The sequence below is a fragment of the Bradyrhizobium sp. 62B genome (assembly GCF_030272265.2).
Lineage (GTDB): Bacteria > Pseudomonadota > Alphaproteobacteria > Rhizobiales > Xanthobacteraceae > Bradyrhizobium.
The window spans coordinates 6,606,125-6,632,490 of the sequence record NZ_CP092841.2 but is presented as its reverse complement, the minus strand read 5'-3'; the positions used below and the strand labels follow the sequence as shown (position 1 = coordinate 6,632,490).

Annotated in this window: 27 protein-coding genes; 8 read left to right on the top strand and 19 right to left on the bottom strand. The window is 64.3% G+C overall.

Features of this window, described 5'->3' with window-relative positions:
• The first annotated feature begins 137 nt into the window (after positions 1-137).
• Both ML401_RS31810 and ML401_RS31805 read left to right on the top strand, forming a co-directional pair.
• Positions 138-485: a DUF3307 domain-containing protein gene (locus ML401_RS31810; RefSeq protein WP_285812775.1), complete on the top strand. Its 348-nt coding sequence runs from the start codon at positions 138-140 to the stop codon at positions 483-485.
• Between the two features lie 291 nt (positions 486-776).
• Entirely contained in the window at positions 777-1,175 is a 399-nt protein-coding gene (locus ML401_RS31805) for a hypothetical protein (protein ID WP_194404529.1), read from the top strand.
• Here the strand turns inward: ML401_RS31805 and ML401_RS31800 are convergent.
• Together ML401_RS31800 and ML401_RS31795 are read right to left on the bottom strand one after the other, a co-directional pair.
• Positions 1,172-1,495: a YkgJ family cysteine cluster protein gene (locus tag ML401_RS31800; RefSeq protein WP_211415819.1), complete on the bottom strand. Its 324-nt coding sequence runs from the start codon at positions 1,493-1,495 to the stop codon at positions 1,172-1,174. The two genes, ML401_RS31805 and ML401_RS31800, sit on opposite strands and share 4 nt — an antisense overlap.
• Positions 1,496-1,511: 16 nt before the next feature.
• On the bottom strand, positions 1,512-2,210 hold the full coding sequence (locus ML401_RS31795) for a YafY family protein (protein WP_194404527.1): 699 nt from the start codon (positions 2,208-2,210) through the stop codon (positions 1,512-1,514).
• A 113-nt stretch (positions 2,211-2,323) separates the two neighbouring features.
• Here ML401_RS31795 and ML401_RS31790 point away from each other — a divergent pair, with 113 nt between their 5' ends.
• Together ML401_RS31790 and ML401_RS31785 are read left to right on the top strand one after the other, a co-directional pair.
• Positions 2,324-2,584, top strand: a complete 261-nt coding sequence (locus tag ML401_RS31790) for a hypothetical protein (RefSeq protein WP_212067839.1) — start codon at positions 2,324-2,326, stop codon at positions 2,582-2,584.
• A gap of 36 nt (positions 2,585-2,620) precedes the next feature.
• The gene (locus ML401_RS31785) at positions 2,621-3,349 is read left to right on the top strand and encodes a glutathione S-transferase family protein (protein WP_285808011.1); all 729 of its coding nucleotides are present in this window, start codon (positions 2,621-2,623) and stop codon (positions 3,347-3,349) included.
• A 147-nt stretch (positions 3,350-3,496) separates the two neighbouring features.
• On the opposite strand, the gene ML401_RS31780 is transcribed toward ML401_RS31785, so the two are convergent.
• The 9 genes from ML401_RS31780 to ML401_RS31740 form a co-directional block, all read right to left on the bottom strand.
• Positions 3,497-4,648 carry an ABC transporter substrate-binding protein gene (locus tag ML401_RS31780; protein ID WP_194404524.1) on the bottom strand — a complete coding sequence of 384 codons (1,152 nt, stop codon included), beginning with the start codon at positions 4,646-4,648 and terminating at the stop codon, positions 3,497-3,499.
• A gap of 78 nt (positions 4,649-4,726) precedes the next feature.
• The gene (locus ML401_RS31775) at positions 4,727-5,146 is read right to left on the bottom strand and encodes a thioesterase family protein (protein WP_212067841.1); all 420 of its coding nucleotides are present in this window, start codon (positions 5,144-5,146) and stop codon (positions 4,727-4,729) included.
• A gap of 9 nt (positions 5,147-5,155) precedes the next feature.
• The gene (locus tag ML401_RS31770) at positions 5,156-5,917 is read right to left on the bottom strand and encodes an SDR family NAD(P)-dependent oxidoreductase (protein ID WP_063200588.1); all 762 of its coding nucleotides are present in this window, start codon (positions 5,915-5,917) and stop codon (positions 5,156-5,158) included.
• A 25-nt stretch (positions 5,918-5,942) separates the two neighbouring features.
• Positions 5,943-7,826: a feruloyl-CoA synthase gene (locus ML401_RS31765; protein ID WP_194404522.1), complete on the bottom strand. Its 1,884-nt coding sequence runs from the start codon at positions 7,824-7,826 to the stop codon at positions 5,943-5,945.
• Complete coding sequence (locus tag ML401_RS31760; protein ID WP_194404521.1) at positions 7,823-8,632, bottom strand: crotonase/enoyl-CoA hydratase family protein; 810 nt, start codon at positions 8,630-8,632, stop codon at positions 7,823-7,825. The genes ML401_RS31765 and ML401_RS31760 overlap by 4 nt, the downstream gene beginning before the upstream one ends.
• Before the next feature lie 252 nt (positions 8,633-8,884).
• Entirely contained in the window at positions 8,885-9,343 is a 459-nt protein-coding gene (locus tag ML401_RS31755; protein ID WP_285808010.1) for a DUF3237 domain-containing protein, read from the bottom strand.
• Positions 9,344-9,549: 206 nt separating this feature from the next.
• Complete coding sequence (locus ML401_RS31750) at positions 9,550-10,869, bottom strand: TRAP transporter large permease (RefSeq protein ID WP_194404519.1); 1,320 nt, start codon at positions 10,867-10,869, stop codon at positions 9,550-9,552.
• A gap of 2 nt (positions 10,870-10,871) precedes the next feature.
• The gene (locus ML401_RS31745; RefSeq protein ID WP_194404518.1) at positions 10,872-11,381 is read right to left on the bottom strand and encodes a TRAP transporter small permease; all 510 of its coding nucleotides are present in this window, start codon (positions 11,379-11,381) and stop codon (positions 10,872-10,874) included.
• A 211-nt stretch (positions 11,382-11,592) separates the two neighbouring features.
• Entirely contained in the window at positions 11,593-12,609 is a 1,017-nt protein-coding gene (locus ML401_RS31740) for a TRAP transporter substrate-binding protein (protein WP_194404517.1), read from the bottom strand.
• A 264-nt stretch (positions 12,610-12,873) separates the two neighbouring features.
• Between ML401_RS31740 and pobA the strand changes: the two genes are divergently transcribed.
• Positions 12,874-14,043 carry a 4-hydroxybenzoate 3-monooxygenase gene (gene pobA / locus ML401_RS31735; protein ID WP_212067847.1) on the top strand — a complete coding sequence of 390 codons (1,170 nt, stop codon included), beginning with the start codon at positions 12,874-12,876 and terminating at the stop codon, positions 14,041-14,043.
• A gap of 219 nt (positions 14,044-14,262) precedes the next feature.
• Entirely contained in the window at positions 14,263-14,682 is a 420-nt protein-coding gene (locus ML401_RS31730) for a PaaI family thioesterase (protein ID WP_211415828.1), read from the top strand.
• Positions 14,683-14,829: 147 nt separating this feature from the next.
• Here the strand turns inward: ML401_RS31730 and ML401_RS31725 are convergent, their stop codons facing one another.
• Positions 14,830-15,714 carry a LysR family transcriptional regulator gene (locus ML401_RS31725; protein WP_211415829.1) on the bottom strand — a complete coding sequence of 295 codons (885 nt, stop codon included), beginning with the start codon at positions 15,712-15,714 and terminating at the stop codon, positions 14,830-14,832.
• Positions 15,715-15,835: 121 nt separating this feature from the next.
• On the opposite strand from ML401_RS31725, the gene ML401_RS31720 reads away from it, so the two are divergent.
• Complete coding sequence (locus ML401_RS31720; RefSeq protein ID WP_212067848.1) at positions 15,836-16,459, top strand: pyridoxamine 5'-phosphate oxidase family protein; 624 nt, start codon at positions 15,836-15,838, stop codon at positions 16,457-16,459.
• Between the two features lie 71 nt (positions 16,460-16,530).
• Here ML401_RS31720 and ML401_RS31715 read toward each other — a convergent pair whose 3' ends face one another.
• From ML401_RS31715 to ML401_RS31705, 3 genes are read right to left on the bottom strand one after another with little or no spacing between them, the layout of a single operon-like run.
• On the bottom strand, positions 16,531-17,262 hold the full coding sequence (locus ML401_RS31715) for an ABC transporter ATP-binding protein (RefSeq protein WP_194404512.1): 732 nt from the start codon (positions 17,260-17,262) through the stop codon (positions 16,531-16,533).
• The gene (locus ML401_RS31710; RefSeq protein ID WP_194404511.1) at positions 17,259-19,028 is read right to left on the bottom strand and encodes an ATP-binding cassette domain-containing protein; all 1,770 of its coding nucleotides are present in this window, start codon (positions 19,026-19,028) and stop codon (positions 17,259-17,261) included. Before ML401_RS31710 ends, ML401_RS31715 begins: the two co-directional genes overlap by 4 nt.
• Before the next feature lie 7 nt (positions 19,029-19,035).
• Complete coding sequence (locus ML401_RS31705) at positions 19,036-20,076, bottom strand: branched-chain amino acid ABC transporter permease (protein WP_285808008.1); 1,041 nt, start codon at positions 20,074-20,076, stop codon at positions 19,036-19,038.
• A 176-nt stretch (positions 20,077-20,252) separates the two neighbouring features.
• Between ML401_RS31705 and ML401_RS31700 the strand changes: the two genes are divergently transcribed.
• Positions 20,253-20,774, top strand: coding sequence for a MarR family winged helix-turn-helix transcriptional regulator (locus ML401_RS31700; RefSeq protein WP_194404509.1), 522 nt, complete (start codon positions 20,253-20,255; stop codon positions 20,772-20,774).
• Positions 20,775-20,805: 31 nt separating this feature from the next.
• Here ML401_RS31700 and ML401_RS31695 read toward each other — a convergent pair whose 3' ends face one another.
• The 4 genes from ML401_RS31695 to ML401_RS31680 all read right to left on the bottom strand — a co-directional run bounded on the left by ML401_RS31695 (position 20,806) and on the right by ML401_RS31680 (position 26,341).
• On the bottom strand, positions 20,806-22,089 hold the full coding sequence (locus ML401_RS31695) for a glycerate kinase (RefSeq protein ID WP_285808007.1): 1,284 nt from the start codon (positions 22,087-22,089) through the stop codon (positions 20,806-20,808).
• 195 nt (positions 22,090-22,284) lie between these two features.
• Positions 22,285-23,514 carry an ABC transporter substrate-binding protein gene (locus tag ML401_RS31690; RefSeq protein ID WP_285808006.1) on the bottom strand — a complete coding sequence of 410 codons (1,230 nt, stop codon included), beginning with the start codon at positions 23,512-23,514 and terminating at the stop codon, positions 22,285-22,287.
• A 243-nt stretch (positions 23,515-23,757) separates the two neighbouring features.
• Complete coding sequence (locus ML401_RS31685) at positions 23,758-24,984, bottom strand: ABC transporter substrate-binding protein (protein WP_285808005.1); 1,227 nt, start codon at positions 24,982-24,984, stop codon at positions 23,758-23,760.
• A 121-nt stretch (positions 24,985-25,105) separates the two neighbouring features.
• A complete protein-coding gene (locus ML401_RS31680) occupies positions 25,106-26,341 on the bottom strand; it encodes an ABC transporter substrate-binding protein (protein ID WP_211415835.1) in 1,236 nt (411 codons plus the stop codon).
• Positions 26,342-26,366: the final 25 nt, after the last annotated feature.

Sequence of the window (26,366 nt, the reverse complement as noted above, 5' to 3'; positions counted from 1 at the left end):
ATTTGACCGGTCCAGAACTGGTCCAAGAAGAAGTTGCGCTGAACGCTCCAATTTTTCTTGTCACGTCAATGAGGGCGTCAGCCTTGTCGTTTCCACCCATGTCATCGGCGATTCCGGTCGAAGCGCTCATTGGCTGGATGTTGCTGCTCACCTTCAAGCACATCATCGCCGATTTCGTCCTCCAGACCGCCTGGATGGCGCACGGCAAGGACCAGAAGCACGGCTGGGCCCTGCCGCTTCTGGTGCATTGCCTGATTCACCTTGCGGTTGCACTGCCGCTGATCCTGATCGTGGCGCCGAAATTCTGGTTCGTGGGCTTCATCGACTTCGTGATCCACATCACGATCGACCGTGCCAAGGGGTTTGTTTCGGCGAATTTCGGGGTCGATCTTGCGCATCCCTGGTTCTGGACACTGATCGGCGTTGACCAGGCGCTGCACCATCTCACCGGTTTTGGCCTCTCCATCTTCATGGCGGCGAACTGACGGCTTGAGCGGGCCAAATCTTCATCGGCACCAAAGGTCGTCATGCCCGGGCCTGGCATCCCCGTTCTTTCGTGCGTCTCGGCTGTTCGTGGATGGCCGGGGCAAGCCGGCCATGACGCCGCGGAGGCCCTGGTGCCCCACGCTCCAGCCGGAGCGGTGGTCCTCGGATCCCGCACCGGGCCCCTCCGATTCGCGGCGGACGCTCAAGGACCCCGGGTGACTACCGGGCAGCGTGGTTAACCTTTCATTAGAGAATTGCGCTGCATCTTCCTCACACGAGGGAGAACTGCAATGTTTTCAAGCCGCGACGCCTTTGAAAGCGATTTCTGCCCGGTTCGCGACGAACTCCTTGGCGAGATGTATCGCGCCAGCGAGAGCGGCCTGCCGAGGTTGGTTGAGAGTGTTTCCCCTGACGCACGCGCCAGGCTGGCGCTGTTTTGCTATCGCCGCAACCATCTGCACTCGCTGGCGGTCGTGATCGCAGCGAGCTGCACCGAGCGCGACCTGATCGAGAACGGCGGCCGTGTCGGCTCGACGCTCTACGCGCTGTCGCGGGAAGGCGCGGCGAAATCCTCGCCGTCGCTGTCGGGCGGCCGCAAGCCGATCACGCTGTCGACCAAGCCGCTCTCGGTGCTCGCGCCGCTCGAGGACGAGTTCGACGACGAGATCAGCGAAGCAGTCCCCGCCTAAGCGCTCGCGATCACAGGCAGCCCGAACTTCCGCCGCGCCATTGCGCATTCGGCATCGCCCGGCATGCAGGTGCGGCACACCTCCGGCCGCATCGCATAGATGCCGCACGCGGTTGCTTTCCCGATGTCGCCCTGCAGGGCCGAGCAACGATCGCCCTCGCACCGCATGCCGGATTGGCGTTCGTTGATCAGGGCTTGCGGGATCGCAGCAAGCTCCTCGTCGCTCTCGATCGAGAAGCGCGGCCAGTTGGCCGAATAGCCGCAGCATGCGCCGCAACTCTGGCAGCAGCTCGACGGATCGATGGGGGAGCTCTCTTGCATCCTCGTCACGTGTCCTTCAGGTATCCTTGGGCGGGCCCCAGACCAGACTCTGCCGCCATCTTGCGCGCAGCACATCGCGTCGTTCCGGATATTTCTCCTCGAGATAATTCGCCTCCACCACGCGGTCGGTGCGGAAGCTGCGGAAGTCGCCGCGCAGCTCGCACCAGGCGGCGAGCAGGCGCACGGCCTCGAGATAGCCGACCGAGATCGGCCAGATCATGCGCTCGCTGGCGCGGCCCTGCTCGTCGCGATAGCGCAGCATGATCTTCTTGCCTTCGTGGATCTGGGTGCGGGTGCGCACCATGTCCAGGCGGTCCGGCTCCCGGTTCCAGCTTGGGCGTGCGCGGCTCGCCGGCTCCAGCACGAAGGGACGCAGGCGCTCGGGGACGGTGTCGGCGATCTTCGCCATCAGATCTTCGGCCGCGCGTGCCAGTGCCGAATCGGCATGGCCGGCGACCCATTGTGCGCCCAGCACGGCCGCCTCGATCTCGTCGGGCGTCAGCATCAAGGGCGGCAGGTCAAAACCCTTTTCAAGGATGTAGCCCATGCCGGCTTCCCCCCGGATCGGCACGCGCTGGCCGATCAGCGTTGCGATGTCGCGATAAATCGTGCGCTTCGAGGTCTCGAGCTCGGCCGCGATGGCGTCCGCCGTCAGCGGCTTACGCGTGCGCCTCAGTACCTGGATGATCTGAAACAGCCGGTCGGCGCGTCTCATGACAATTCTCTCATCGGTGGTTTTTTCAGAAGGCGGCGCGCGGCTGCTGACAGGATGTTGGCAGCAGGGGGGTTCTATACCGGGACAACACAGCGACTGAAGAGGATTTGTCCATGATCATTCCGACCCATTTCGGCCCGGCCATTCCGATGCTGCGGGCCCAGGCGTGGTCCGTGTCGGCGCTCGCCCGCCTCGTTTCGCTCGATCTCATGGCCGTCGACCTCCGGTTTGCCCTTGCAAGCGTCGTGGCACGCTCGCTGACCCAGGCCGCGGACGCGCTGGTCCGCCATGTGATGGGCCGCGCCTGGCAGGGGGCCCGCTTCGCAGAAGATATCACGGCTGCTGCCACCATGGTGGCAGCAGCCGGTCGCTAGGTTCCGCCAACTTTCGAGAGGTTCAGGAGAGCTCGCATGATCACGCTTTACGGCTTTGGCACCGGCTTCGGCCTGCCGGAAATCAGCCCCTTCGTCACCAAGACGGAGGTGCAGCTCAAGATGGCTGGACTGCCCTACCGGAAGGAGCGGGCGATGCCGCCGGCCTCCCCCAAGGGGCAATTGCCGTTCCTCGACGACGGCGGCGAGGCGGTGGCTGATTCCACCTTCATTCGCGCCCATATCGAGCGCCGCTACGGCTTCGATTTCGACGCCGGCCTGTCGCTGGCCGAGCGGGCGCAAGCCTGGGCGTTCGAACGCATGATCGAGCACCATGTCTATTGGGGGCTGGTCGGGGCGCGCTGGGTCGATCCGGTGAATTTCGCCAAGGGACCTGCGCATTTCTTCGACGGCGCGCCGGAGCACAACCGCGAGAAGCTACGCGAGGACGCGCAGTTCCGCGTCGCCGAGAACTATCTGCTCTCGGGCCTCGGCCGCCACGCGCCCGATGACGACGTCGACCTCGCCGTGCGCTCGCTCTTTGCGCTCTCGGTACAGCTCGGCGACAAGGCGTACCTGATGGGCAACAAGCCCTGCGGCGTCGACGCCACCGCCTTCGGCATGCTCGCCGGCATCCTTACGCCGTTCTTCGAATCGGTCTTGCGCGAGCGCGCGGAAGGGTTTCCGAACCTCACCGCCTTCGTCGACCGCATGATGGATACGTATTACCCCGAATTCGCCTGGGCTCCGCTGCGGCAGGCGGCTTGAGGCCGCGGCGTAGCGGCACGCTTGCTGTAACCTCTCCCGCAAGCGGGCGAGGGGGCGCAGCGTTGCCGGGGCCAGCATTCTCCAAGCCAAAATTAAAAGAGCCGGCCCGATGGGCCGGCTCTCGTCGTCCTAAATCTTTCGGTGCGCTCACTTCACCAGCGAGTACTTGCCGTCCTTCACCGTGAGCAGGATGCGCGAGCGCTCGTCGAGGCCGTAGCGGTCCTTTTCAGTGAAGTTGTAGACGCCCTGGCTCGCCGCCAGCTCCTTCTCCGACAGCAGCGCCTTGCGGATCGCTTCGCGGAATTCGGGCGTGCCCGGCTTGGCGGTCTTCAGCGCGGTCGGGATGATGCGCTTGAGAATCTCGAAGGCATCGTAGGAATGACCGGCGAACTGGCTGCGGCTGTTCGGACCGTACTTGGCCTCATAGGCCGAGTTCAGCGCGAGGCCCGGCTTCTTGGTGGCGGCTTCGTCCGGCTGATCTTCCGGGTCCATCACCGGGCCCGAAGCCATCAGCACACCTTCCGCCGCTTTGCCGGCGATGCGGATGAAGTCCATGCTGGCGGCACCGTGGGTCTGGTAGATCAGGCCCTTGTAGCCGCGTTCACGCAGCTCGGATTGCGGCAGCGCGGCCGCGGTGCCGGACGCGCCGACCAGGATCGCGTCGGGATTGGCGGCGACGAGCTTGAGCACCTGACCGGTCACCGAGGTGTCGGGACGGGCGAAACGCTCCTCGTCGACGATGGTCATGCCCATCGGCACGGCCTGGGCCTTCAAATCGTTGAACCAGAGATCGCCATAGGAATCGGAGTAGCCGATATAGCCGAGCGTCTTCACGCCCTTGGCTTTCATGTGGTCGTACAGCACCTTGCCGACGATCGGAATCGGCTGCGGCATCGCCACCGACCACTTCATGCGCTCCGGCGTGATCGGGAACGGTGCGAGGCCGAAATGCGGAATGCCGGCTTCGTTGGCGACGTTGGAGACCGCGATCGTCGGCGGCGTCAGCGCCGAGCCCATGATGATGTCAGCCTTGGATTCGGTCACGAAGCGGCGGGCGTTGGTGGTTGCCGTGGTGGGATCGCCGCCGTCGTCGAGCACGATCACCTTCAGCGGCACGCCGCCGATTTCCTTCGGCACGAACTCCAGCGCATTGCGCTCGGGGATGCCGAGTGCTGCGCCGGGACCGGTCGTGGTGGTGGTGATGCCGATGGTGATGTCGCTGGTCTGGGCCAGTGCGGGCAGCGCCGGCAGGGCCAGCGTCGCCGCGGCGATCGCGGCAGTCAGGTAAAAGCGTTTCATTTATTCCTCCCTTTACGTGTTTCTTTGAAAGCAGAAATCGGGGGGTAATTCAGCCCCCTCTTTTGGTGATGCGGCGATTTAGCTTCCCGTGAATTTGGCTACCATTTCCGCCGGGAATGGTGCCGATTTCAGCTTGTCGGGGTTAACGGGATCGCGGCCGACCAGCACGCGGGTCTCGAACCCCTCGATCGCCAGCGACTCGCCCTTGTAGACATTGTGCTTCACCTCGAAGCTCGAGCGCTTGATGCTTTCGATCTTCGTTTCGATGGTGATCCAGTCGCCATAGGTCGAAGGGATGTAGAACTTGGCCCGCGTGTCGACCATGGGGATGCCCACCAGGCCGTATTTGCGGACCAGGTCCTGCTTGGAGAACCCGGCGACCTCGAACAGGGTCGAGGTCGAATCGTCGAACATCGCGAAATAGCGAGGGTAATAGACGATGTTGGCGGGGTCGCAATCGCCCCACTGGATCTGGACCTCGCGCCGGTTCACGAACATGGGCTGGCCTTACTTCGGCGCCATGCGCAGCGAGCCGTCGAGGCGCACCACTTCACCGTTCAGGTACGCATTCTCGACCATGTGCAGCGCGAGCGCGGCGAATTCGTCGGCCTGGCCGAGCCGGCGCGGGAAGGGGATGGCGGCGGCGAGCGAGTCCTGGGCTTCCTGAGGCAGGTTCGCCAGCAGCGGCGTCAGGAACAGGCCGGGTGCGATGGTCAGCACGCGGACGCCGAACTGCGCGAGCTCGCGCGCGATCGGCAGCGTCATGCCGACGATGCCGCCCTTGGAGGCCGAATAGGCGGACTGGCCGATCTGGCCGTCATAGGCCGCGACGGACGCCGTGTTGATGATGACGCCGCGCTCGCCGGTCGCCTGCGGCTCGAGCTTGGACATCTCGGTGGCCGCAAGGCGCAGCATGTTGAAGGTGCCGATCAGATTGACCTTGATCACCTTGTCGAAATCGGCGAGCGCCATCGGGCCGTCGCGGCCGACCACGCGCTTGGCAACACCGATGCCGGCGCAATTGACCAGCACGCGCGCCGGGCCATGAGCTTTCGCGGCCTGCGCGACCGCAGCTTCAGCGGAGGCGGCATCGGAGACGTCGCAGGTCACGGCCACGCCCTTGATCTCGGCGGCTACCGTCTCGGCAAGCTTGGTATTGAGGTCGCAGACCGCGACCTTGGCTCCCTGCGCCGCCAGTTTTCGCGCGGTGGCAGCGCCCAGTCCCGATGCGCCGCCGGTGACGATGGCTGCCTGATCCTTCAACAACATGGCGTTCTCCTAATGCGATGATTTCTTATCCAACCGATATCACACGGCCCGACGGATTGGCAGCGTAGAGCTCCTCGATCAATTCTGCGCGGTGCTCGAGCACGGCGCGCTGGTTGATCGAGCCCTTGTCGGTGACCTCGCCCTTGTCGATCGAGAGCGGTGCGTCCATCAGGATCGCGCGCGTGATCCGCGTCGAGGATCCCGTGGCCTGGCTGAGGAAGCGCGTCAGGCGCTCGCGAAAGGCTTCGCGCACCAGCCGGTCGCGCGTCGCGACGACGAGATCGTCGGTTGGCAGCGTCGGGTTGATCAGCCGGCAACCGTCGAGGTCGAGCACGACCAGCGCGGAGACCTCGTCGCGGTTGATGCCGGCGATGACGACGTCGCGCACCAGCGGCGCGCAGGCCGCCGTGAGGCGTGCACGCAGGGGGCCGACGCTGACCCAGGTGCCGCTGGCGAGCTTGAAATCTTCACCGACGCGGCCGTCGAAATCGAAGCCGGCGTTGAGATCGTCGGGGTCTGCGGGCTTGAGCGCATCGCCCATCTTGTAGAATCCCTCCTCGTCGAAGGATTTCGCGCTGATGTCGGGTTGGCGCCAATAGCCGGGCATGACGTTCGGCCCCTTGGCGCGTACCTCCAGCTTGCCGTTGTTCGGCACCAGCTTGGCGTCGTTGCCCGACACCGGCAGGCCGACATGGCCCGAGCGGCTGGTGCGTGGGTTGACCGACATGAAGAACGGTGCGGTCTCGGTCGCCCCGAGTCCGGTCAGCATCGGCACGCGATAGCCTTTTTCCTTCACCGCGAGCTCGTCGAGACTGTCCCAGATGAAGGGCGAGAGCGCGGCGCCCGAGAAGAACATCGCGTGCAGCCGGTCGAAAAACTTTGCGCGCAGGCCCTGGTCGTCGCGCAGATAGGGCAGCAGCGATTCATAGCCCTTGGGCACGTTGAAATAGACCGTCGGCGAGATCTCCTGGAGATTGCGCACGGTCTCCTCGATGCCGCCGGGCATCGGCTTGCCGGCGTCCAGATACATCGAGCCGCCATTGTAGAGCGTCAGCCCGATATTGTGGTTGCCGCCAAAGGTGTGATTCCAGGGCAGCCAGTCGATGATGACGGGCGGCTCGTCCTTCAGGAAGGCGAGCGTCTCGCGCAGCATCACCTGGTTGGCGCAGATCATGCGCTGGGTGTTGATGACGGCCTTCGGGTTGCCGGTCGAGCCCGAGGTCAGCAGGAACTTTGCGATCGTGTCGGGGCCGATCCTGCCATGGACCTCGTCGAGATCGCCGCGGATCGGCGCCGCCATGAGGTCGGCGAGCAGGGTGACGTCGCGCCCGGGCACATGGCCGTAGGACGCTGCGATCTCGGTGCCGAGCGAGACATTGGCGGCGAGCGCATCGGCAAACTTGTCGGCATCCTCGGCGAAGACGAGGCCAGGCGTCAGCAGCTTCATCAGATAGGACAGCTTGCCGTAATCCTTCGACACCAGCGAATAGGCCGGCGACACCGGGCAGAACGGAATGCCGGCATAGAACGCGCCGAACGCGAGCAAGGCGTGGTCGATCGAATTGCCGGAGAGGATGACGACCGGCCGCTCCGCCGACAGGCCGCGCGCAATCAGGCTCGACGCGATGTGCCGGCTCGCGGTGAGCAGCTCGGCGTAAGTGATCTTGCGCCAGCCGCGGCCGCCTTCGCGCTCCGCCATGAAGACGCGATCCGGCGTGGTCGCCGCCCAATGATGCAGGCGGTCGGTGATGCGGACGGGATAGTCGCCGAGCGGCTGTTTGGGCCGCAGGTAAATCGTGCCGTCGTCGCGACGTTCGATGTCGACGACGGGATCGCCGAACGAGATGGGCCGCAGCGGGAAAGTGCTCGCGCCGCGCTCCATGCTGGAAGAGGACGGCTGCGCGCTCATGACTTGGGCTTCACCTTTGCGGTCTTGTGCTCGAGGAATTCGCGGATCCGCCGCTTGGCCTCCTTGTCGCTCTGCGCGACGGTCGCCATCAGCGATTCCATGAGGAGGCCGGTCTGCGGATTGGCCTCCGCGATCATCGGCAGCGCCTGGAGCACGGCGAAATTCGTCAGCGGCGCGTTGGAGGCGACCTTCGTGGCAAGCTCCATCGCCTTGCCGAGCGCGTTGCCGCTTTCCGTCACATATTGCGCGAAACCGTAGGAGGCGCCTTCGGTCGCGCTGTAGACGCGGCCCGTCAGCATCATGTCCATCATCCGGGCTACGCCGATCAGCCGGGGCAGCCGCACCGAGCCGCCGCCGCCGACGAAGATGCCGCGTTGTCCCTCGGGCAGCGCGAAATAGGTCGAGGGTTCGGCGACGCGGATATGCGCCGAGCAGGCCAGCTCCAGCCCGCCACCGATCACGGCGCCCTTCAGCGCCGCGATCACGGGAACGCGGCTGTACTGGATGCGGTCGAACACCCGGTGCCACATCTGGGAATGCAGCAGGCCGCCGGTCGCGTCATGCTCGGTCAGCTCGGAGAGGTCGAGGCCCGAGGAGAAATGATCGCCGATGCCGTGGATGACGACCGCGCCGATGTCCTCGGGCAGGTTGGCGAAACACGCGCCGATTTCCAGGATGATGCCGTCGTTCAGCGCATTGCGCTTGGCCGGCCGGTTCAGACCCACGGTCAGAACCCGGTCCGCCCTCTCGATCCGGAGCAGCCCGGAGGCACCCGCATCAGCGGTCTCGGCGTTTCCCTGTGTCATTTGCGTCCTTGTCAGAATAGTTATGTTGTATAACGAATTTTGGGGGAGTCAAGGTCACGGGCCGCAGAATGCTGCTCTGCACACTATGCCGTCCCTGCGCACGCACGCAGGGACTCATAACCCCAGGGAGGAGTTTGGCGAAGGCTCGTCGTTCGGTACGCCAACCGCCCGCACTCGATAAATCACGCGGTATGGCTTCCTGCGCCCCGTGCGCAATTGCGCACCGGGCAGGGACGACGATGGAGGATGTTGTCACACCACCTGATGCACGTCGATCACCACGCGATCCGCATGGCGCGCGGCCGAGCCGATAAAAATGTGCTCCATCAGCCAGCGATATTTCTCGTGCCCGGTCTCGAACTTCGGCACGGTGCGGAAATAGATCAGCTTGGGATCGACCGGCTCGCCGCGTTTGAGCTTCTGCAGCAGTTCGACCGGGCCAAAACGCATGCCCTTGTTCTCGACATAGACCACGGCACCGTCGTCGGTCTCGAAGGCATATTTCGCCTCGAGATCGATCAGCTCGTTATGGCGGATGGTCTGGAAGTCGGCGCCGAAGGGGAGCACCTTGCCTGATATCGCGCCCGTCACTTCGCCGCCGATGATCGGAATGATACGGCGAACGCCGATCCCGGTCTCGCCGGCTGTCACGACGTCGCCGATGCGCGCGGTGATGGTGAAGACGTATTTGGTCTCGAGGATGGGGATCATCGGTCGCCTCCAATGTATCGCAGTGCCCCGCTGCCCTTCCTTCTCCCCTTGTGGGAGAAGGTGACGCGTAGCGCCGGATGAGGGGTTGCTTCCGCAAACGCAGGTGCATGCGGAGAGAGACCCTCACCCGTCTCGCCGCTATCGCGGCGAGCCACCCTCTCCCACAGGGGGAGAGGGGAAGATAACTCGCCGCTCTATCACGTCTCCTAATTCGCCATCATCCGTGTCGGCAGCCAGGTCGCCAGCAGCGGGAAGGCGATCAGGATCACGAGGCGGATCAGGTCGGTGACCACGAACGGGATCACGCCCTTGAAGATCGTGGAGAAGGAGACGTCCTTCACTACGCTCTTGATGACAAAGACGTTCATGCCGACCGGCGGGTGGATCAGGCCGAGTTCGACCGTCATCACGATGATGACGCCGAACCAGATCGGGTCGAAGCCGAGATGCGTGATGACGGGGAAGATGATGGGCACGGTGAGGATGATCATCGCCATGGCGTCCATCAGGCAGCCGAGCACGAGATACATCACCATGATCAGCGCCAGCACGCCGTAGCTGCCGAGGCCGAGGCCGGTGAGGAACTCGGTCACTTTCTGCGGCGTCTGCGTCACCGTGAGGAAATAGCCGAAGATCAGCGCGCCGATCAGCACGGTGAAGACGGCGGCCGCGGTGCGTGTCGCCTGCAGCAGCGAGGCCAGGATCTTCTCGCGGTCGAGCCGCCCGGTGACCACGCCGATGATGAAGGCGCCCGCGGCACCGACGCCGCCGGCTTCCGTCGGCGTGAAGCGCGGCAGGAAGGGCAGGCCGTAGAGGCCGCCGATCACGAACACGAACAGCAGCACCGGCGCCCAGATCTCCTTCAGGCCGGCAAAGCGCTCACGCCACGGCGTCACCTTGCCCTTGGGCAGGAAGTCGGGCCGGAAATAGCCGATCAGGAAGATCGTGATCATGTACATCGACATCGCCAGCAGGCCCGGAATGATGCCGGCGATGAACAGCTTGCCGATGTCCTGCTCGGTGATGATGCCGTAGACGGCGAGCACGGTGGAGGGCGGCAGCATCGCGCCCAGTGTTCCGCCCGCGGCGATCACGCCGGTGGCAAAGGATTGCGGATAGCCGAAGCGGCGCATCTCGGGGTAAGCGACGGCGGAGAAGGTCGCGGCGGTCGCAACCGATGAGCCGCAGATCGCGGCAAAGCCGCCGCAGGCGCCGACGGTGGCGATTCCGAGCCCGCCGCGTAAGTGTCCGACGAAACCGTTGGCGGCGCGGAACAGCTCGCGGCTCATGCCGGAATTGGACACGAACGAGCCCATCAGCAGGAACATCGGGATGACGCCGAACGTGTAGTCGGTGACCGTGCGCATCGAGGTCTGGCCGACCAGCTTCAGCGCCGCATTGCCGTTGACGAGATAGGCGAAGCCGGACACGCCGACGAGGCCCATGGCCATGCCGACCGGCACGCGCAGCAGCATCAGGGCGAACAGGGAAACGAAGCCGATTAAGGCGACGGCATCGGTGCTCATGATTACTCCGTCGCCTTCAATTTGGGATCGTGCATGTCTTCAGGATGGAAGATCAATCGGTAGGTGCGGATCGCGATCAGCAGCACGGCGGAAACGTCGCCGATCCAGGCGATCGCGAAGAACGGCCAGGTCGGCATGTGCATGTCGAAGGTCTGGACGTTGTCGTTGTAGGTGCCGCGCACCTTGTCGAACAGCGTCCAGGTCTGCACGGTGACGACGAACAGCAGAACCAAGGTTGCGAACACGTCGATCCAGCGCTGATAGCGCGGCCCGACATTGCCCCAGACGAGGTCGACCGTGATGTGGGTGCCGCGATAGGAGGTCGCCGCGATGCCCCAGAAAATGAGGATGCCGAGCAGCATGCGGCCGATGTCGAAGCTGTCGGGGATCGAATAGTTCAGCGTGTTGCGCAGCAGCACCGACAGGAAGATGTCGAGCGCGACAATGCCGACGAAGCCGGCCGCGATCCATTCGATCGTGTCGATGATGCGGTCCATCCAGGAGCGCTTCATGGGCGATGAGTCCTATCTAGAATTAGCGAAGCTGGGTTCAGCTGTTGCCGCGAAGAAGGAGCGCTCCCTCCCCCGCTTGCGGGGGAGGGTTGGGGAGAGGGTGCTTCCACAATCGAGAACGCCCAAGAGGAGAAATCCCTCACCCGCACCTTCGGCGCGACCTCTCCCGCAAGCGGGAGAGGTGCAGCGAGTGCGCGGCCGCAGTCCGGCTTCACTCCGCCAGCGCGTTGTACTTCTTCAGCGAGGCCTTGAGCTCCGCCAGCGCGGCATCGGGATCGGCGCCGCCCTTCTTGGCACCCTCGCTCCAGGTCTTCACCAGCGGCTCGGCGGCCTTCTTCCAGGCGGCGGTCTGCTCGGGTGTCAGCTTGTAGACCTCGTGGCCGGATTCGGCCTTCACCTTGTCGATGCCGGCATCCTCGAACTTGCCCCAGTGCTCGCCGACCACGCCGGCCATCTCGACCGAGCAGTTCTTGTCGATCGCGGCCTTCTGCTTGTCGGACATCGCATTGTACTTGTCCTTGTTGATCACGAACACGAAGGTCGTGGTGTAGAGCGGCGCCTCCATGTCGTATTTGGTCACCTTGTCGATGCCGAACAGCACCAGGGATCCCCAGGGGAAGGTGACGCCGTCGGCCACGCCGCGCTCGATGATGTCGCGAACTTCCGGTGCCGAGGACTGCACGTTGGTGCCGCCGAGCGAGGTGACGAAGTTCGCCATGGTGGCGTGCGCCGGGCGGATCTTCATGCCTTTCACGTCTTCGGGCATGACGATCTTCTTGGTCTTGGAATGGAATGAGGAGGGCGAGTGGACGAAGGCGAGGCAGTACTTGACGTCCTTCATCTCCTTCTCGGCGTATTTGCGATACCAGGCGTCCAGCCCCATCGAGCCGCCCTTGGCGTCCGAGATCAGGAACGGCAGTTCGCCGGCGCCGATGATCGGGAAGCGGCCGGGCTGGTAGCCGGGATTGACGTAGGTGACGTCGGCAATGCCGTCCCGCGCCATGTCGTAATGGTCGAACGCCTTGCCGAGCTGCTGGGCGGGAAACACCTTGCCCTTGATGGTGCCGCCGGAATCCTTCTCGACCGCCGCGGCCCAGTCCTCCAGCGACTTCTGCAGCGGATGCGATGCCGGCACCCAGTGCGAGATCTTCAGATCGAAGGTCTTGTCCTGCGCCAAGGCAGGCGTCACGCTCGCGGCCAGCAGCAATGCCAGACAGGCTTTTCTCATCACGCGTCTCTCCCTGTTTCGACGGCGGGCTTCGATGGCCCGGTCTCGTTAATTAACATGTTATCTAATTGGCCGGCGCGTTCAAGCCGGAATTGGCACTCGCCTCGGCGCGCCATCTACGTCAGCCATGTTGCATGGATTTTGTCGCTGCCCGGGCGACCATCGCTCCCCTTTTGCCCAAACGTTATATGATATAATTATCGTCCGCGGGCCGGCGCGACAAGCGGCCCTGCCAAAAGCCTACAGGATCGGAAGGAGCAAGTATTGCGGACAAAGGTCGCAATCATCGGGGCCGGGCCAGCCGGATTGTTGCTTGGGCAACTGCTGCATGCCTACGGCATCGATAACGTCATCCTGGAGCGGCAGAGCCCGGACTATGTGCTCGGCCGCATCCGGGCCGGCCTGCTGGAGGAGGGAACCGTCGCGCTGCTCGACCAGGTCGGCGCCGGAACCCGGGCGCATGCCGAAGGTCTGGTGCACGAGGGCATCGAGCTCGCCTTTTCCGGCCGCCGTCATCGCATCGACATGAAGGCCGCGACCGGCAAGACGGTCATGATCTACGGCCAGACCGAGGTCACGCTCGACCTGATGAATGCGCGCAAGGCCGCCGGTCTCATCTCGGTCTACGAGGCCAGGGACGTGCAGCCGCATGATTTCGACGGCAGTCACCCGCGCGTAACCTGGGTGAAGGACGGCGTCACTCACACGCTGGATTGCGACTTCATCGCCGGCTGTGACGGTTTCCACGGCGTCAGCCGCGCCAGCGTTCCGGCCTCGGCGATCGAGGAGTTCGAGCGGGTCTATCCGTTCGGCTGGCTCGGCATTTTGTCGGAGACGCCGCCGGTCAGCCACGAGCTGATCTACTCCAACCACGCCCGCGGCTTTGCGCTCTGCACCATGCGCTCGACCAGACGCAGCCGCTACTATGTGCAGTGTTCGTTGGACGACCATGTCGATCAATGGCCGGACGATCGCTTCTGGGACGAGTTGAAGCGCCGGCTCGACCAGGAGGCCGCCGACAGCCTCGTCACGGGCCCCTCGATCGAGAAGAGCATCGCGCCGCTGCGCAGCTTCGTCGCCGAGCCGATGCGTTTCGGCAAGCTGTTCCTGTGCGGCGATGCCGCCCACATCGTGCCGCCGACCGGCGCCAAGGGTCTCAACCTCGCCGCCAGCGATGCGCATTATCTGTCGAGCGCGCTGCGCGAGTTCTACGACGAGAAGTCGAGCGCCGGCATCGACGCCTATTCCGCCACGGCGCTGGCGCGGGTATGGAAGGCCGTGCGCTTCTCCTGGTGGATGACCTCGATGCTGCACAAATTCCCCGATACCGGCAGCATCGGCGCGCGCATCCAGCTCGCCGAGCTCGACTACGTCACGCAGTCGCAGGCGGCAATGACGTCGCTGTCGGAGAACTACGTGGGGCTGCCGTTTTAGGCACGTCGTTACCGGATCCTCCGTCATTGCGAGCGGAGCGAAGCAATCCAGAAATCTCTCCGCGGAGACAGTCTGGACTGCTTCGTTGCAAGAGCTCGTCGCAATGACGGTCGAGCCCGTTTCAAACATCTGCGCAAATCCCGTTTAAAACTTTGTAATTGATGCGCTCGTTACGGCTGTCGCGTTCAATGCTTCCGACCTCAGCAACGCGAGACAGCCATGACCTCTCCCGACATTCCCGCTGGCTTCGAGCCGCATTTCCGCAAAGCCCCGCTCACCGATCCCTGGGAGCCGCTCTATTCGAAGAAGACCGACAAGGGCGTCACCGTGGGATTGCGGCTGGCGACGCCGCATACCAATGCCCGCGGATTGATCCACGGCGGGTTGATCGCGGCGCTGGCCGATGCCGCCATGGGCTACAGTTGCGCGCAGGCGACGGGATGGACCACGTCGTTCGTGACGATCTCGCTGTCGGTCGACTATGCCGGCGCCGCCGAGATCGGCCAATGGCTCGCGCTCGAGGGCGAGGCGATCAAGACCGGCAACACGATCTGCTTCGCGCAATGCCTCGCAAAGGCCGACGACGCCGTGATCGCCCGGGCGAGCGGGACGTTCCGCGTGGTGCCGAAGAAGGGGTGATGCTCTCCCGTGCCCCCGGACGCGGTGCGGCGCGAAGTGCCGCTCCGCAGAGCCGGGGCCCATCCGTCGACATGCTACAGTACCGCCGTCTGGGTGCCGGCTCTGCGCAGCAACGCTACGCATTGCCGCGCGTCCGGGACTAGAGACCTACCCGAACCGCCACTCCGCCCTTTCCACCACGAGATCGATGAACGCGCGCACCTTGGCCGAGAGCAGGCGCGAGGTCGGATAGACGATGTGGATCGGCAGCGTCGGCTGCTCGTATGGTGCGAGCACGATTCTGAGCCGCCCACGCTTCAAGCCCTCGGCGGCCTGATAGGCCAGCACGCGCGTCACGCCCCCGCCGGCTTCGGCATATTGCAGGGCCGCGTCGGCGCTGTTGCTGGCGAAGCGCGGGTTCGGCGCCACCTCGATCTCGCGGCCGTCCTGCACGAAGCGCCAGGTCGTGGATGGGCCGAATGCGATGGTCTGATGCGCGAGCAATTCCTGTGGGGTCTTCGGCTCGCCATGCCGTTTCAGATAGCCCGGCGCCGCCACCACGATCCGCCGCATCTCGCCGACCTGGCGCGCCACCAGCGAGGAATCGGCGAGGTGGCCGATCCGCACTGCGGCGTCGACGGCGTCCTCGACGAGATTGACGAGGTTATCCGACAGCCTGAGCTCGGCGGTGACCTCGGGGTAGCGCTTGAGATAATCGGTCATGACCGGCCCGACATGCAGCCGGCCGAAGCCGACGGGGGCCGAGACCACCAGCCGTCCGCTCGGCCGGTTGCGCTCCTCGCGCGCGGAGCCGTCGGCCTCCTCGACATCGGCGAGGATGCGCCGCGCGCGCTCCAGATAGCGCGTGCCGACGTCGGTGAGCGTCACCTGCCGCGTGGTCCGCTGCAGCAGCCGGGCGCCGAGATGCTCCTCCAGCGCCGCGATCATCCGCGTCACCGCCGAGGGCGACAGCCGCAGCTTCCGCGCCGCCGGCGCAAAACCGCTGAGATCGGCGACGGTGACGAAGACGTGCATTGCTTCGAGGCGGTCCACGGCATTATTGCATATACTGCAACGATGAAGTGTCAAGCCGCTCGATTGTTTTAACGCCGGAAAGGTCCAGATTAAGCGCTGAAAGACGCAGCAATGCGCCGGAATTTCAGGAGCTATTCCGATGACGGCAACTCACACCTACGCCAGCGACGTCGCCTTCTCGCCGGCGGTGAAAGCGATCCAGACCCGAAAGGGATCGCGCGAAGGCTACGCCCATGCCGAGCAGCGAGGATGGCGCACCGAGGTCGATGAGAACCTCGCGGCGTTCCTCGCCGATGCCAACAGCTTCTACTTTGCCACCGCCTCGGCCGACGGCCAGCCTTACATCCAGCACCGCGGCGGGCCCAAGGGCTTCCTGAAGGTGCTGGACAAGCAGACCCTGGCCTTCACCGACTACGCCGGCAACCGGCAATACATCACGCAAGGCAACCTGTCGGAGAATCCCAAGGCCTACATTTTCGTGATGGATTATGCCCACCGCCGCCGCGTGAAGATCTGGGGCGAGGCGCGAATCGTCGAGGACGACGAGGCGCTGACAACGTCGCTGATGCCGAAGGGTTACCGCGCCCGCCCAGAGCAGGTGATCCTGTTCAAGATTGCGGCGTGGGACACCAACTGCCCGCAGCACATTCCGCAGAAGTTCGATGCGGGCGATGTCGCGGCCGCGCTGGCGGCGAGGGATGCCAGGATCGCAGAGCTCGAGGCGGAGGTCGCGGCGTTGAAGGGGGAGAAGGCAGCCGGTTGATCTTCAAATAGAGGAGACGACACGCTCGGCCACCTTCTCCCACAAGGGGAGAAAGGGGGAGTTCGCCGGCGCTAAACGGCGCTTTCACCTTCATGCTGGAAGCCGAGATAGCTCGCCGCGACCCGCTCGTTCGCGGCGATGTCGCTGGCCTTGCCGCTGAGTACGAACTCCCCGAGCTCCATCACGTAAGCCTGGTCCGCGATCTTCAGTGCGGCCTGCGCGTTCTGCTCGACAAGCAGCACGGAGACGCCGCTGCTGCGCAGCTCCGTGACGATGCGGAAGATGTCGGCGACGATGATCGGGGCGAGGCCGAGGCTCGGCTCGTCCAGCATCAGCAGTTTCGGCGCGCCCATCAGCGCGCGGCCCATTGCGAGCATCTGCTGCTCGCCGCCCGACAGCGTGCCGGCGAGCTGCTTGCGCCGCTCCTTCAGCCGCGGAAACAGCGTGTAGACGCGCTCCATCGAGGCCTTCGCCTTGGACCGCTCGATGCGGAAGGCGCCAAGCTCGAGATTGTCCTCGACATTCATGGTCACGAACAATTCGCGGTGCTCGGGGACGAGGCCGAGGCCCATCGCGACGCGGTCCTCGATGTCGAGCCGCGCCAGGTCCTGCCCCGCAAAGGCGACGCGGCCTTTCAGCGGCAGGATGCCCATGATGGCCGAGAGCAGCGTGGTCTTGCCGGCGCCGTTGGCGCCGACGATGGTGACGATCTGGTTGGCGCCGACCTCGAGCGAGACCGAGCGAACCGCTTCGACCTTGCCATAGGCGACGTGGGCGTCGGCGACGGACAACAGCGCGCTCATGCCGCCACTCCGAGATAGGCCTTGATCACTTCCGGATTGGTCTTGATCGTGGCGGGGGTGCCTTCCGCGATCTTGGTGCCGAAATCGAGCACCACGATGCGGTCGGCGAGGTTCATGACGAAGCCCATGTCGTGCTCGACCAAGAGCACGCTCATGCCGCCGTCGCGCAGCTCGCGAAGCAGCGCAGCTAGCCGCTGCTTCTCCATGTGGCGCAGGCCCGCGGCGGGCTCGTCGAGCAGCAGCAGCATCGGATCGACGCAGAGCGCGCGGGCGATCTCGACGATGCGTTGTTGTCCCAGCGAGAGCGAGCCCGCGAGCTGGTGCATCTGCTCGGTGAGGCCGACGCGCTCGATCTGACGGGCGGCTTCCGCAAGCAGTTTTGCCTCGTCGGCGCGATCGAGCCGCAGCATCGAGGAGATCGGCCCGGAATGGCCGCGCAGATGCGCGCCGATCGCGACATTCTCCAATACGGTCATGTCGGGGACCAGCTTCACATGCTGGAAGGTCCTGGAGATGCCGAGCTTGACGATCTCCTGTGGCGGCGCCTTGTCGACCTTCTTGCCGAGCACCGAGACCGAGCCTGACGTCGCCGATAGCACGCCGGTGATCAGGTTGAAGGTGGTGCTCTTGCCGGCGCCGTTCGGGCCGATCAGCGCGACGATCTCGCGGGCCTGGACGTCGAAGGAGACGTTGTTGACCGCGACCACGCCGCCGAACTGTTTTCGCGCCTTGTCGACCTGGAGCAGGATGCTGCTCTCGCCGGGGGCGCGGGTGCGCTGCTCGAGCTTCAGGGAGGTGTCGGGCTTCTTGCCACTCGTCCGCTCCGGCAGGAAGGACATCAGCCAGGGCCAGAGGCCGCCGGGTGCAAGCTGCAGCAGCGCGACCAGCATGATGCCGAACACGATGGTCTCGACCTGGCCGGAGCCGGGCAGGATCAGCGGCAGATAGCTCTGCAGCACTTCTTTCAGGACCACGACGATGGCCGCGCCCAGCACGCCGCCCCAGACATAGCCGGCGCCGCCGACCACCGCGATGAAGAGATATTCGATGCCGGCCTGCGCACCGAACGGCGTCGGGTTCACCGCGCGCTGGAGATGCGCGTAGAGCCACCCGGAGAGGCCGGCGAGCACGGCGGCATGGATGAACACCAGCAGCTTGGCGCGCGGCGTGTGCACGCCGAACGCCTCGGCCGCGACATGGCCGCGGCGCAGCGCGCGGATGGCGCGGCCGGTGCGGGAGTCCAGCAGGTTCATCGTCAGCAGGGCCGAGAGGATCACGGCGACCCAGATCGCGTAATAGATCGAGCCGGGCGACAGCATCTTGAACGTGCCGATCGACAGCGGCGGGATCGCCGAGATGCCGTCGTTGCGGCCGAGAAACTCCAGCTTGCTGAACAGGTAGAACAGGCCGAGCCCCCAGGCGAGCGTGCCGAGCGGCAGATAATGGCCGGAGAGGCGGACGGTGATCAGGCCGAGCAGCACCGCCAATGATCCGCTGACTGCCAGCGACAGCGGCAGCGTCAGCCAGGGCGACAGGCCATAGGCCGTCGACAGCACCGCGGTGGTGTAGGCGCCGAAGCCGACGAAGGCGGCTTGGCCGAACGAGGTCAGGCCGCCGACGCCGGTCAGCAGCACGAGGCCCATCGCGACCAACGCCGCAAGGCCGATATTGTCGAGCAGCACGATCCAGAACGGAGGCATGCCCGGGACGAACGGGATCGCCGCCATGACAGCTGCGAAGAGGATGATGGGAAGCCGGCTCTGCATCTTGGCCTCAGTCCTTCTCTTCTTCGACGGCGGGCGCGGCGAGCGAGCGCAGCAGCAGCACGGGGATCAAGAGCATGAAAACGATCACCTCCTTGTAGTTGGAGGCATAGAAGGACGAGAACGCCTCGACGATGCCGACCACCAACGCCGCGACGGCGGTGAGGGGGTAGCTGACGAGGCCGCCGATGATCGCGGCGACGAAGCCTTTCAGGCCGATCAGGAAGCCGGAGTCGTAATAGAGCGTCGTGATCGGCACGATCATGATGCCCGACAGCGCGCCGATCACGGAGGCCAGCAGGAAGGCGATCTGCCCCGACAACGTGGTGCGGATGCCCGCGAGCCGCGCCCCGAGCCGGTTCACGGCGGTCGCGCGCAGCGCCTTGCCGTAGAGCGTCAGGCCGAAGAACAGCCAGAGCCCGACGATGAAGGCGATGGTGATGCCGTAGACGGTGAGGCTCTGGCCGGTGAAGCGCAGCGCGCCGGCGGTGAAGGCGCCGGACAGCACGGCCGGTCCGCGCTGGCCTTCGGCGCCAAAGAACAGCAGGCCGAGGCCCTGCAGCGCGAGGTGGACGCCGACGGAGGCGATCAGCAGCACCAGCACCGAGGTGTGCGCCAGCGGCTGGAACGCGATGCGGTAGAGATAGAGGCCGATCATCGCCACGATCACCAGCGACAGCGCGATGCAAATGGCGACCGGCGGCTTCTGGGCGGCGAAGTACACGGTGAGCGCCAGCACGATGGCAGGCAGCACGACGTTGGTGATCAGGCTGCGCACGACCAGTCGCCCGTGCAGCGCCTTGCGGCGTTCGAACAGGTCGAAGGCGAAGGCGCCGACGCCGAGCGCCAGCGCGAGCTTGGCCGTCCCCGGCATCTGGCCCGCGGCCAGCGAGGCATAGGTCAGCGCGCCATAGGTGACGAATTCGCCCTGGGGAATGAGGATGACGCGGGTGACGGCGAACACCAGCACCAGCGCCAGGCCGAGCAGCGCATAGATCGCGCCGTTGGTAATGCCGTCCTGCACCAGGAACAGCATGATGGTGGTATTCAAGACCGGACGCTCCCCCTAAAGATTCGGACCGGTCCCCCCGATTGTGGTGGACGGTCCGCTCACAGCCATTGAAAAACGCATGCGATATTTGATATGGTCCATAACAATTATCAAATATAACTTCAAGGGTGAGGGGCGACCCGCCCCGAATTTAGCGGGAATACGAGCACGAGGCGATGACCGTTTCCAAAACCGCGGAAAAGTCCTCCGAAAAGCCCGGCGAGGCGGCCAAGGGCCGCAAGGACGCGAGCGAGCCGCAGGCGGAAGCCCTCCAGCTCGGCGAACTCTCCGAACAGCTCGGCTATGTCCTGAAGCGGGCGCAGCTCAAGGTGTTCGAGAACTTCTTGCGGTGCATGGCCTCGCTCCAGCTCACGCCGGCGCAGTTCTCGGTGCTGCTGCTGGTCGAGAAGAATCCCGGCCGTAACCAGACCGAGATCGCCTCCACCCTCGGCATCCTCAGGCCGAACTTCGTGGCGATGCTCGACAACCTCGAGAGCCGCGACCTTTGCGCGCGGATCCGCTCCACCAACGACCGCCGCTCGCACATCCTGGTTTTGACCGACAAGGGCAAGGCCGTGCTGGCCCGCGCCAAGAAGCTCGTCGCCACCAAGCACGAGGCGCGGCTGAACGATCTGCTCGGGCAGAGCAACCGCGAAGCCCTGATCGCGATGCTCTCGAAGATCGCGAGCGAGTTCTGATCTTACCCTCCAGGGGAGGGTAAGAGCAGCCTCAATCCACCAGGATCACCCGGATATCGTTCACGTTGGTCAGCGTCGGGCCCGGTTGCAGCAGATCGCCGGTCGCCTCGAAGAAGGCGGTGGCGTCGTTGTTGTCCAGATAGGCCTGCGGTTGCAGCGCTAGCGCCTTCATCTTCGCGAAGGTCGCGGCATCGATCAGCGCCCCCGCGGGGTCGGTCGGGTGGCCGGCACCGCCGTCGGCGCCGTCGGTGTCGCCGGCCAGCGCAGAAATATCAGGCGTGTCCTTGAGCAGGCTGGCGAGCGCCAGCGCGTATTCCTGGTTCGGCCCGCCGCGTCCCTGGCCGCGCACGGTGACCGTGAGCTCGCCGCCGGAGAGGATTGCAAGGCGCTTGCCTTGCGCGCGTGCGTCAAGCGCCATCCTGGCGTGAGCGGCGGCGACTTCGCGCGCCTCGCCTTCGAGGTCGGCGCCGAGGTCGATGGTCTCGTAGCCGGATTGCCGCGCGAGCTTCTCCGCGGCGTCGAGCGACTGCTTGGGCCGCGCAATGAGTTCGAAATGCGCGCGCGCGAAGGCGGCATCATCGGGCTTGCAGCTTTCGTTGGCGGGATCGTCGAGCGCGCGGCGGACGGCATCGTCGATGTCGAGCTTGTATTTCGCGACGATGGCGCGTGCATCGGCCAGCGTGGTCGGATCGGGCACGGTCGGGCCGGAGGCGATGGCGGACGGATCGTCATGCGGCACATCCGAGATCGCGAGCGTCACGATCTCGGCGGCATTCTTGCCGGCGCGGGCGAGCCGGCCGCCCTTGATCCGCGACAGGTGTTTTCTCACCGTATTCATCTCGCCGATTGGCGCACCCGAGCGCAGCAGCGCCTTGTTGACCGCCTGCTTCTGCGCGAAGCTGATGCCCTCGCTCGGTGCGATCCAGTTCGCCGAGCCGCCACCGGTGAGCAGCACCAGCAGGAGATCGTCCGGCCCGGCTTCGCCAGCGAGCGCGAGCGTGTCGGCGGCGCCCTTCAGCCCGGCTTCATCGGGCACGGGATGACCGGCTTCGACCACGCGGATGCGGCGCGTCGGCACGCCGTAGCCGTGACGCGTTGTGGCGATGCCGACGAGGCGTTCCGGTGCGAGCTGGAGCGTGTCGAAATAATGGCGCTCCGCGGCCGCGGCCATCGCTGCCGCGCCCTTGCCGGCGGCGAGGCAGATCACGCGTCCCCTCGGCGCGGGCCGCAAATGCGGCGCCAGAATTGTGCTCGGATGGGCGGCGGCAACGGCAGCGTCGTAGAGTGCGCGGAGCAGAGGACGTCGGTCGGTCATGACGAAAAGCCTTGGGCGGACAGAAACACTGGCGGCGAGCGCGCCGGTCACATGCCTACCGCATTGGCCGCCAAAGCGTAAGCGGGCTTTACCGTCATTCGATTGTGCAATCGCGTGATCATAATCGGAACGCAAGCAAGAATCCCCTGTGCGATGCGCCCAGGGGGTTCTTTCGTCGTCGTGTATTTCAGCCGTCTAGCCGCCGACGTCGGCGCTGATCACGTCGCCGAACAGCTCCCACTTCTCGCCCTTGAACCTCTCGAGCCGGAGCTGGCTGATGGGTGCAAAGTCGGTCGGCGAGGTGTTGATCTGGATGCCCGGCAGCAGCACCTCGGTGCGGTAGTTCTTCAGGCTGGCGGCCTGCTTCATGATGTTCGCGCGGGTGAGATCGTCGCCGCACTGCTTCAGCACCTGGACGAGAGTCTGCGCCACGCCGTAGCCGACGATGGTGCCATGGTCGAGCTTGTCGCCCTCCGGGAAGTACTTGGTCATGAAGGCGAGGAATTCCTTCATGCCGGGATCGTTGTTCCACTCGGGATCGGAAACGTCCTTGAGATAGTCGGCGGAAATGATGTCCTGGGCATTCTCGAAGCCGGCGGGCTTGAGCACGCTGCCGACGGAAGCCGAGACGTTGTTGAGGAAGTGCAGCGGCTTCCAGCCGATCTCGGCGTTCTTCTTGATCGCCTGCGCTGCGAATTTCGGCGTCGTGATGTTCATGAAGACGTCGGCGCCGGTCGACTTCAGCTTGACGATGTGATTGTCGACGGTCGGCTCGGAGGTCTCATAGCTCTCCTCCATGACGATCATCGAAGAGGCCTTCGCCCCGAGGCCGTCCTTCAGCCCCTTCAGGTAATCCTTGCCGTAATCGTCGTTCTGAAACAGCACGGCGATCTTGGCATCCGGCTTGTTCTTCAAGAGCCACTTCGCATAGATCTGCGTTTCGCTCTGGTAGTTGGGTTGCCAGCCCATGGTCCACGGGAAGTCCTTCGGATCGTTCCACTTGGTTGCGCCGGTGGCGACGAACAGCTGCGGCACCTTCTTGGAATTCATGTATTTGTGAATCGCCGAGTTCGGCGGCGTGCCGAGCGAGTTGAAGATGAACAGCACCTCGTCGCTCTCGACCAGCTTGCGCGCCTGCTCCACCGTCTTCGGCGGCGAATAGCCATCGTCGTAGGAGATGAAGTTGATCTTGCGGCCGTTGATGCCGCCCTCGTCGTTGATCTTCTTGAAATAGGCGGCCTCGGTCCGCCCGATGATGCCATAGGCGGAGGCCGGTCCGCTGTAGGGCATGATGTTGCCGATCTTGATCTCGGTGTCGGTCGCGCCGGTATCGTATTTCTTCTGGGCCGATGCAATCGAGGTCGAGGCCGCAATGAGCGCGAGTGCCAGTGACGCGGTCGCAAGCTTGCCGGTGACAGCGGGCATTCCAATCTCCCTAATTTTTCTTGGTGTGTGTGCGTCCCTTTTCTTGGCTTGATTGTTTTTGGTAACGCGACCGCAATTCAATACGATTTAGCTGCGACCTTCAACAGAAAGCCCCTGCGACGGCGTCGCAGGGGCTGCGTCTTTAGTAGTCACGGACGGGCGGCTTTCCGTGTGCGACTGCGAGAAGGGGCCGCTGTCTTGAGTTGATTAACTCGCCAGTAGGCTATCTTGAATTGCGCGACGTCAGTGGCCCATCTCGCTGGAGATGATGTCGCCGAACAGCTCCCATTTACGGCCCTTGAAACGCATCATCTGCAACTGCTCGATCGGGGCGAAATTGTCCGGGGCGGTGTTGATCTTGATGCCGGGCAGCAGCGTGTCGGGTGCGAAATCCTTCAAGGAAGCGGCCTGCTTCATGACGTTCTCGCGGGTGAGATCGTCGCCGCACATGTGCAGCACTTTCACCATTGTCTGCGCGGCGGCATAACCGAACACGACGCCGGCATCGAGCTTGTTGGCCTTGGGATCGTACTGCGCGAGGAAGTTATAGAATTTCTTCATGCCGTCATCGGCATTCCACTGCGGATCGGTGCCATCCTTGAGGTAGCTCGCCGACAGGAGGCCCTGGGAGATCTCGAGGCCGGCCGGCTCGATCACGCCGCCGACGGAGGCCGAGACGTTGGAGACGATGTGGACGGGATGCCAGTTGATCTCCGCCGCCTTCTTGATCGCCTGCGCGGCGAATTTCGGGGTGGTAATGCTGATCAAGACGTCGGCGCCCGAAGCCTTCAGCTTCACGATGTGCTCGTCGATCGCCGGCTCGGAGGTGTCGTAGGCCTCCTGCAGCACGATCATCGAGGCCTTGGCGCCGAGGCCATCCTTCAGCCCCTTCAGATAGTCCTTGCCGAAATCGTCGTTCTGGTAGAGCACGCCGATCTTTCCGTCCGGCGCCTCCTTCATGATGTACTTGGCATAGATGCGCGCCTCGCTCGCGTAGCTCGGCTGCCAGCCCATGGTCCAGGGGTATTGCTTGGGATCGTTCCACTTGGTGGCGCCGCTCGCGACGAACAATTGCGGCACCTTCTTCTCGTTCAGGTATTTGCGGATGGCGCCGTTGGTGGAGGTGCCGAGCGAGCCGAAGATAAGGAGCACCCCGTCGCTCTCGACCAGCTTGCGCGCCTGCTCCACGGTCTTCGGCGGCGAATAGCCGTCGTCATAGGAGATGAACTTGATCTTGCGGCCGTTGACGCCACCCTCGGCATTGACCTTGTTGAAATAGGCTTCCTCGGCCTTGCCGATCGCGGCATAAGCCGAGGCCGGGCCGCTATAGGGCATGATGTTCCCTAGTTTGATCTCGGTATCGGAGGCGCCGCTGTCGTACTTCTTTTGCGCCAGTGCCGGGCTGCCCATTGCAGTGCACAAAGCGAGGACGGTCCAGAGGGCCGCAACCTGAAAACGAACGGCGGTCATTGTTCTCCTGCCCCGAGTTGCGTCGGCGCTGCATTGAACAAGATTGACGCCGGCCGTCAACAAAAAGCCCCCGCGATCGCTCGCGGGGGCTTCTCGATAGTTGGACTATTGCGTCAGCGTGTCACTCGGAGGCGACGTCGCCGCTGATGATCTCGCCGAACAGTTCCCACTTCTCACCCTTGAAACGCTGCATCTGGAGCTGGGCGATCGGAGCGAAGTCGGTGGCGCTGGTGTTGATCTTGACGCCGGGCAGCAGGGTATCCGGGGCAAAGTCCTTCAGGCTCGCCGCCTGCTTCATGATGTTGGCGCGGGTGAGGTCGTCACCGCACATCTCCAGCGTCTTGGCGAGGGTCGACGCCGCGCCGTAGCCATAGACCATGCTGGTGTCGGACTTGTCGGCGCCGGGCATGTACTTGTCGACGAACTCGTTCCACTTCTTCATGCCGGGATCGTTGGCCCACTGCGGATCGGTGGAGTCCTTGGCATAGGCCGCCGACAGCACGCCCTGCGCGTTTTCGAAGCCGGCCGGCTTCATCACGCTGCCGACCGAGATCGACACGTTGGTGAGGATCTGCAGCGGCTTCCAGCTGAGCTCGGCCGTCTTCTTGATGGTCTGGGCTGCGAACTTCGGCGTCGCATAAATCAGAAGCACGTCGGGATTGGCCGCCTTGATCTTGACGATGTGGCCGTCGATCGAGGGCTCGGACACTTCATAGCTCTCTTCCATGATGATCATGGACGAGGCCTTGGCGCCCAGGCCATCCTTGGTGCCCTTGAGGTAGTCTTTGCCGAAATCGTCGTTCTGATAGAGGATCGCGACCTTGGCGTCGGGCTTCTCCTTCATCAGCCATTTGGCGTAGATCTGCGCTTCGCTCTGGTAGGAGGGCTGCCAGCCCATGGTCCAGGGGAAGTTCTTCGGATCGTTCCACTTGGTGGCGCCGGTGGCGACGAACAGCTGCGGGATCTTCTTGGCGTTGAGGTACTTCTGGATCGCGCTGTTCGAGGGCGTGCCGAGCGGATTGAAGACGACCAGAACCTCGTCGCTCTCGACCAGCTTGCGCACCTGCTCGACGGCCTTCGGCGGCGAATAGCCGTCGTCATAGGTGACGAAGTTGATCTTGCGGCCGTTAATGCCGCCCTTGTCGTTGATCATCTTGAAATAGGCTTCTTCGGTCTTGCCGATGATGCCATAGGCCGACGCCGGACCGCTGTACGGCATGATGTTGCCGATCTTGATCTCGGTGTCGGACGCTCCGGTGTCGTATTTCTTTTGGGCGAGTGCAGCGCCGGAGGTGAGGGCAATGGCCGCCGTTGCCGTGACCAGCGCGGCGGCTCGCAGTGTTCTTCCAAAATGCAATTCGGTCTCCTTGGTTTAAACAACA

Bases quoted from the DNA above. Each gene is read 5' to 3' on its own strand.
- ML401_RS31740 (WP_194404517.1), bottom strand. From the start codon at position 12,609: ATGAGAAAAGCCTGTCTGGCATTGCTGCTGGCCGCGAGCGTGACGCCT.
- ML401_RS31690 (WP_285808006.1), bottom strand. From the start codon at position 23,514: ATGCCCGCTGTCACCGGCAAGCTTGCGACCGCGTCACTGGCACTCGCG.
- ML401_RS31810 (WP_285812775.1), top strand. From the start codon at position 138: ATGTTGCTGCTCACCTTCAAGCACATCATCGCCGATTTCGTCCTCCAG.
- ML401_RS31710 (WP_194404511.1), bottom strand. From the start codon at position 19,028: ATGCAGAGCCGGCTTCCCATCATCCTCTTCGCAGCTGTCATGGCGGCG.
- ML401_RS31720 (WP_212067848.1), top strand. From the start codon at position 15,836: ATGACGGCAACTCACACCTACGCCAGCGACGTCGCCTTCTCGCCGGCG.
- ML401_RS31785 (WP_285808011.1), top strand. From the start codon at position 2,621: ATGATCACGCTTTACGGCTTTGGCACCGGCTTCGGCCTGCCGGAAATC.
- ML401_RS31750 (WP_194404519.1), bottom strand. From the start codon at position 10,869: ATGAGCACCGATGCCGTCGCCTTAATCGGCTTCGTTTCCCTGTTCGCC.
- ML401_RS31770 (WP_063200588.1), bottom strand. From the start codon at position 5,917: ATGTTGTTGAAGGATCAGGCAGCCATCGTCACCGGCGGCGCATCGGGA.
- ML401_RS31760 (WP_194404521.1), bottom strand. From the start codon at position 8,632: ATGACACAGGGAAACGCCGAGACCGCTGATGCGGGTGCCTCCGGGCTG.
- ML401_RS31745 (WP_194404518.1), bottom strand. From the start codon at position 11,381: ATGAAGCGCTCCTGGATGGACCGCATCATCGACACGATCGAATGGATC.
- ML401_RS31730 (WP_211415828.1), top strand. From the start codon at position 14,263: ATGACCTCTCCCGACATTCCCGCTGGCTTCGAGCCGCATTTCCGCAAA.
- ML401_RS31695 (WP_285808007.1), bottom strand. From the start codon at position 22,089: ATGACCGACCGACGTCCTCTGCTCCGCGCACTCTACGACGCTGCCGTT.
- ML401_RS31700 (WP_194404509.1), top strand. From the start codon at position 20,253: ATGACCGTTTCCAAAACCGCGGAAAAGTCCTCCGAAAAGCCCGGCGAG.
- ML401_RS31765 (WP_194404522.1), bottom strand. From the start codon at position 7,826: ATGAGCGCGCAGCCGTCCTCTTCCAGCATGGAGCGCGGCGCGAGCACT.
- ML401_RS31800 (WP_211415819.1), bottom strand. From the start codon at position 1,495: ATGCAAGAGAGCTCCCCCATCGATCCGTCGAGCTGCTGCCAGAGTTGC.
- ML401_RS31685 (WP_285808005.1), bottom strand. From the start codon at position 24,984: ATGACCGCCGTTCGTTTTCAGGTTGCGGCCCTCTGGACCGTCCTCGCT.
- ML401_RS31780 (WP_194404524.1), bottom strand. From the start codon at position 4,648: ATGAAACGCTTTTACCTGACTGCCGCGATCGCCGCGGCGACGCTGGCC.
- ML401_RS31755 (WP_285808010.1), bottom strand. From the start codon at position 9,343: ATGATCCCCATCCTCGAGACCAAATACGTCTTCACCATCACCGCGCGC.
- ML401_RS31775 (WP_212067841.1), bottom strand. From the start codon at position 5,146: ATGTTCGTGAACCGGCGCGAGGTCCAGATCCAGTGGGGCGATTGCGAC.
- ML401_RS31805 (WP_194404529.1), top strand. From the start codon at position 777: ATGTTTTCAAGCCGCGACGCCTTTGAAAGCGATTTCTGCCCGGTTCGC.
- ML401_RS31795 (WP_194404527.1), bottom strand. From the start codon at position 2,210: ATGAGACGCGCCGACCGGCTGTTTCAGATCATCCAGGTACTGAGGCGC.
- ML401_RS31790 (WP_212067839.1), top strand. From the start codon at position 2,324: ATGATCATTCCGACCCATTTCGGCCCGGCCATTCCGATGCTGCGGGCC.
- ML401_RS31715 (WP_194404512.1), bottom strand. From the start codon at position 17,262: ATGAGCGCGCTGTTGTCCGTCGCCGACGCCCACGTCGCCTATGGCAAG.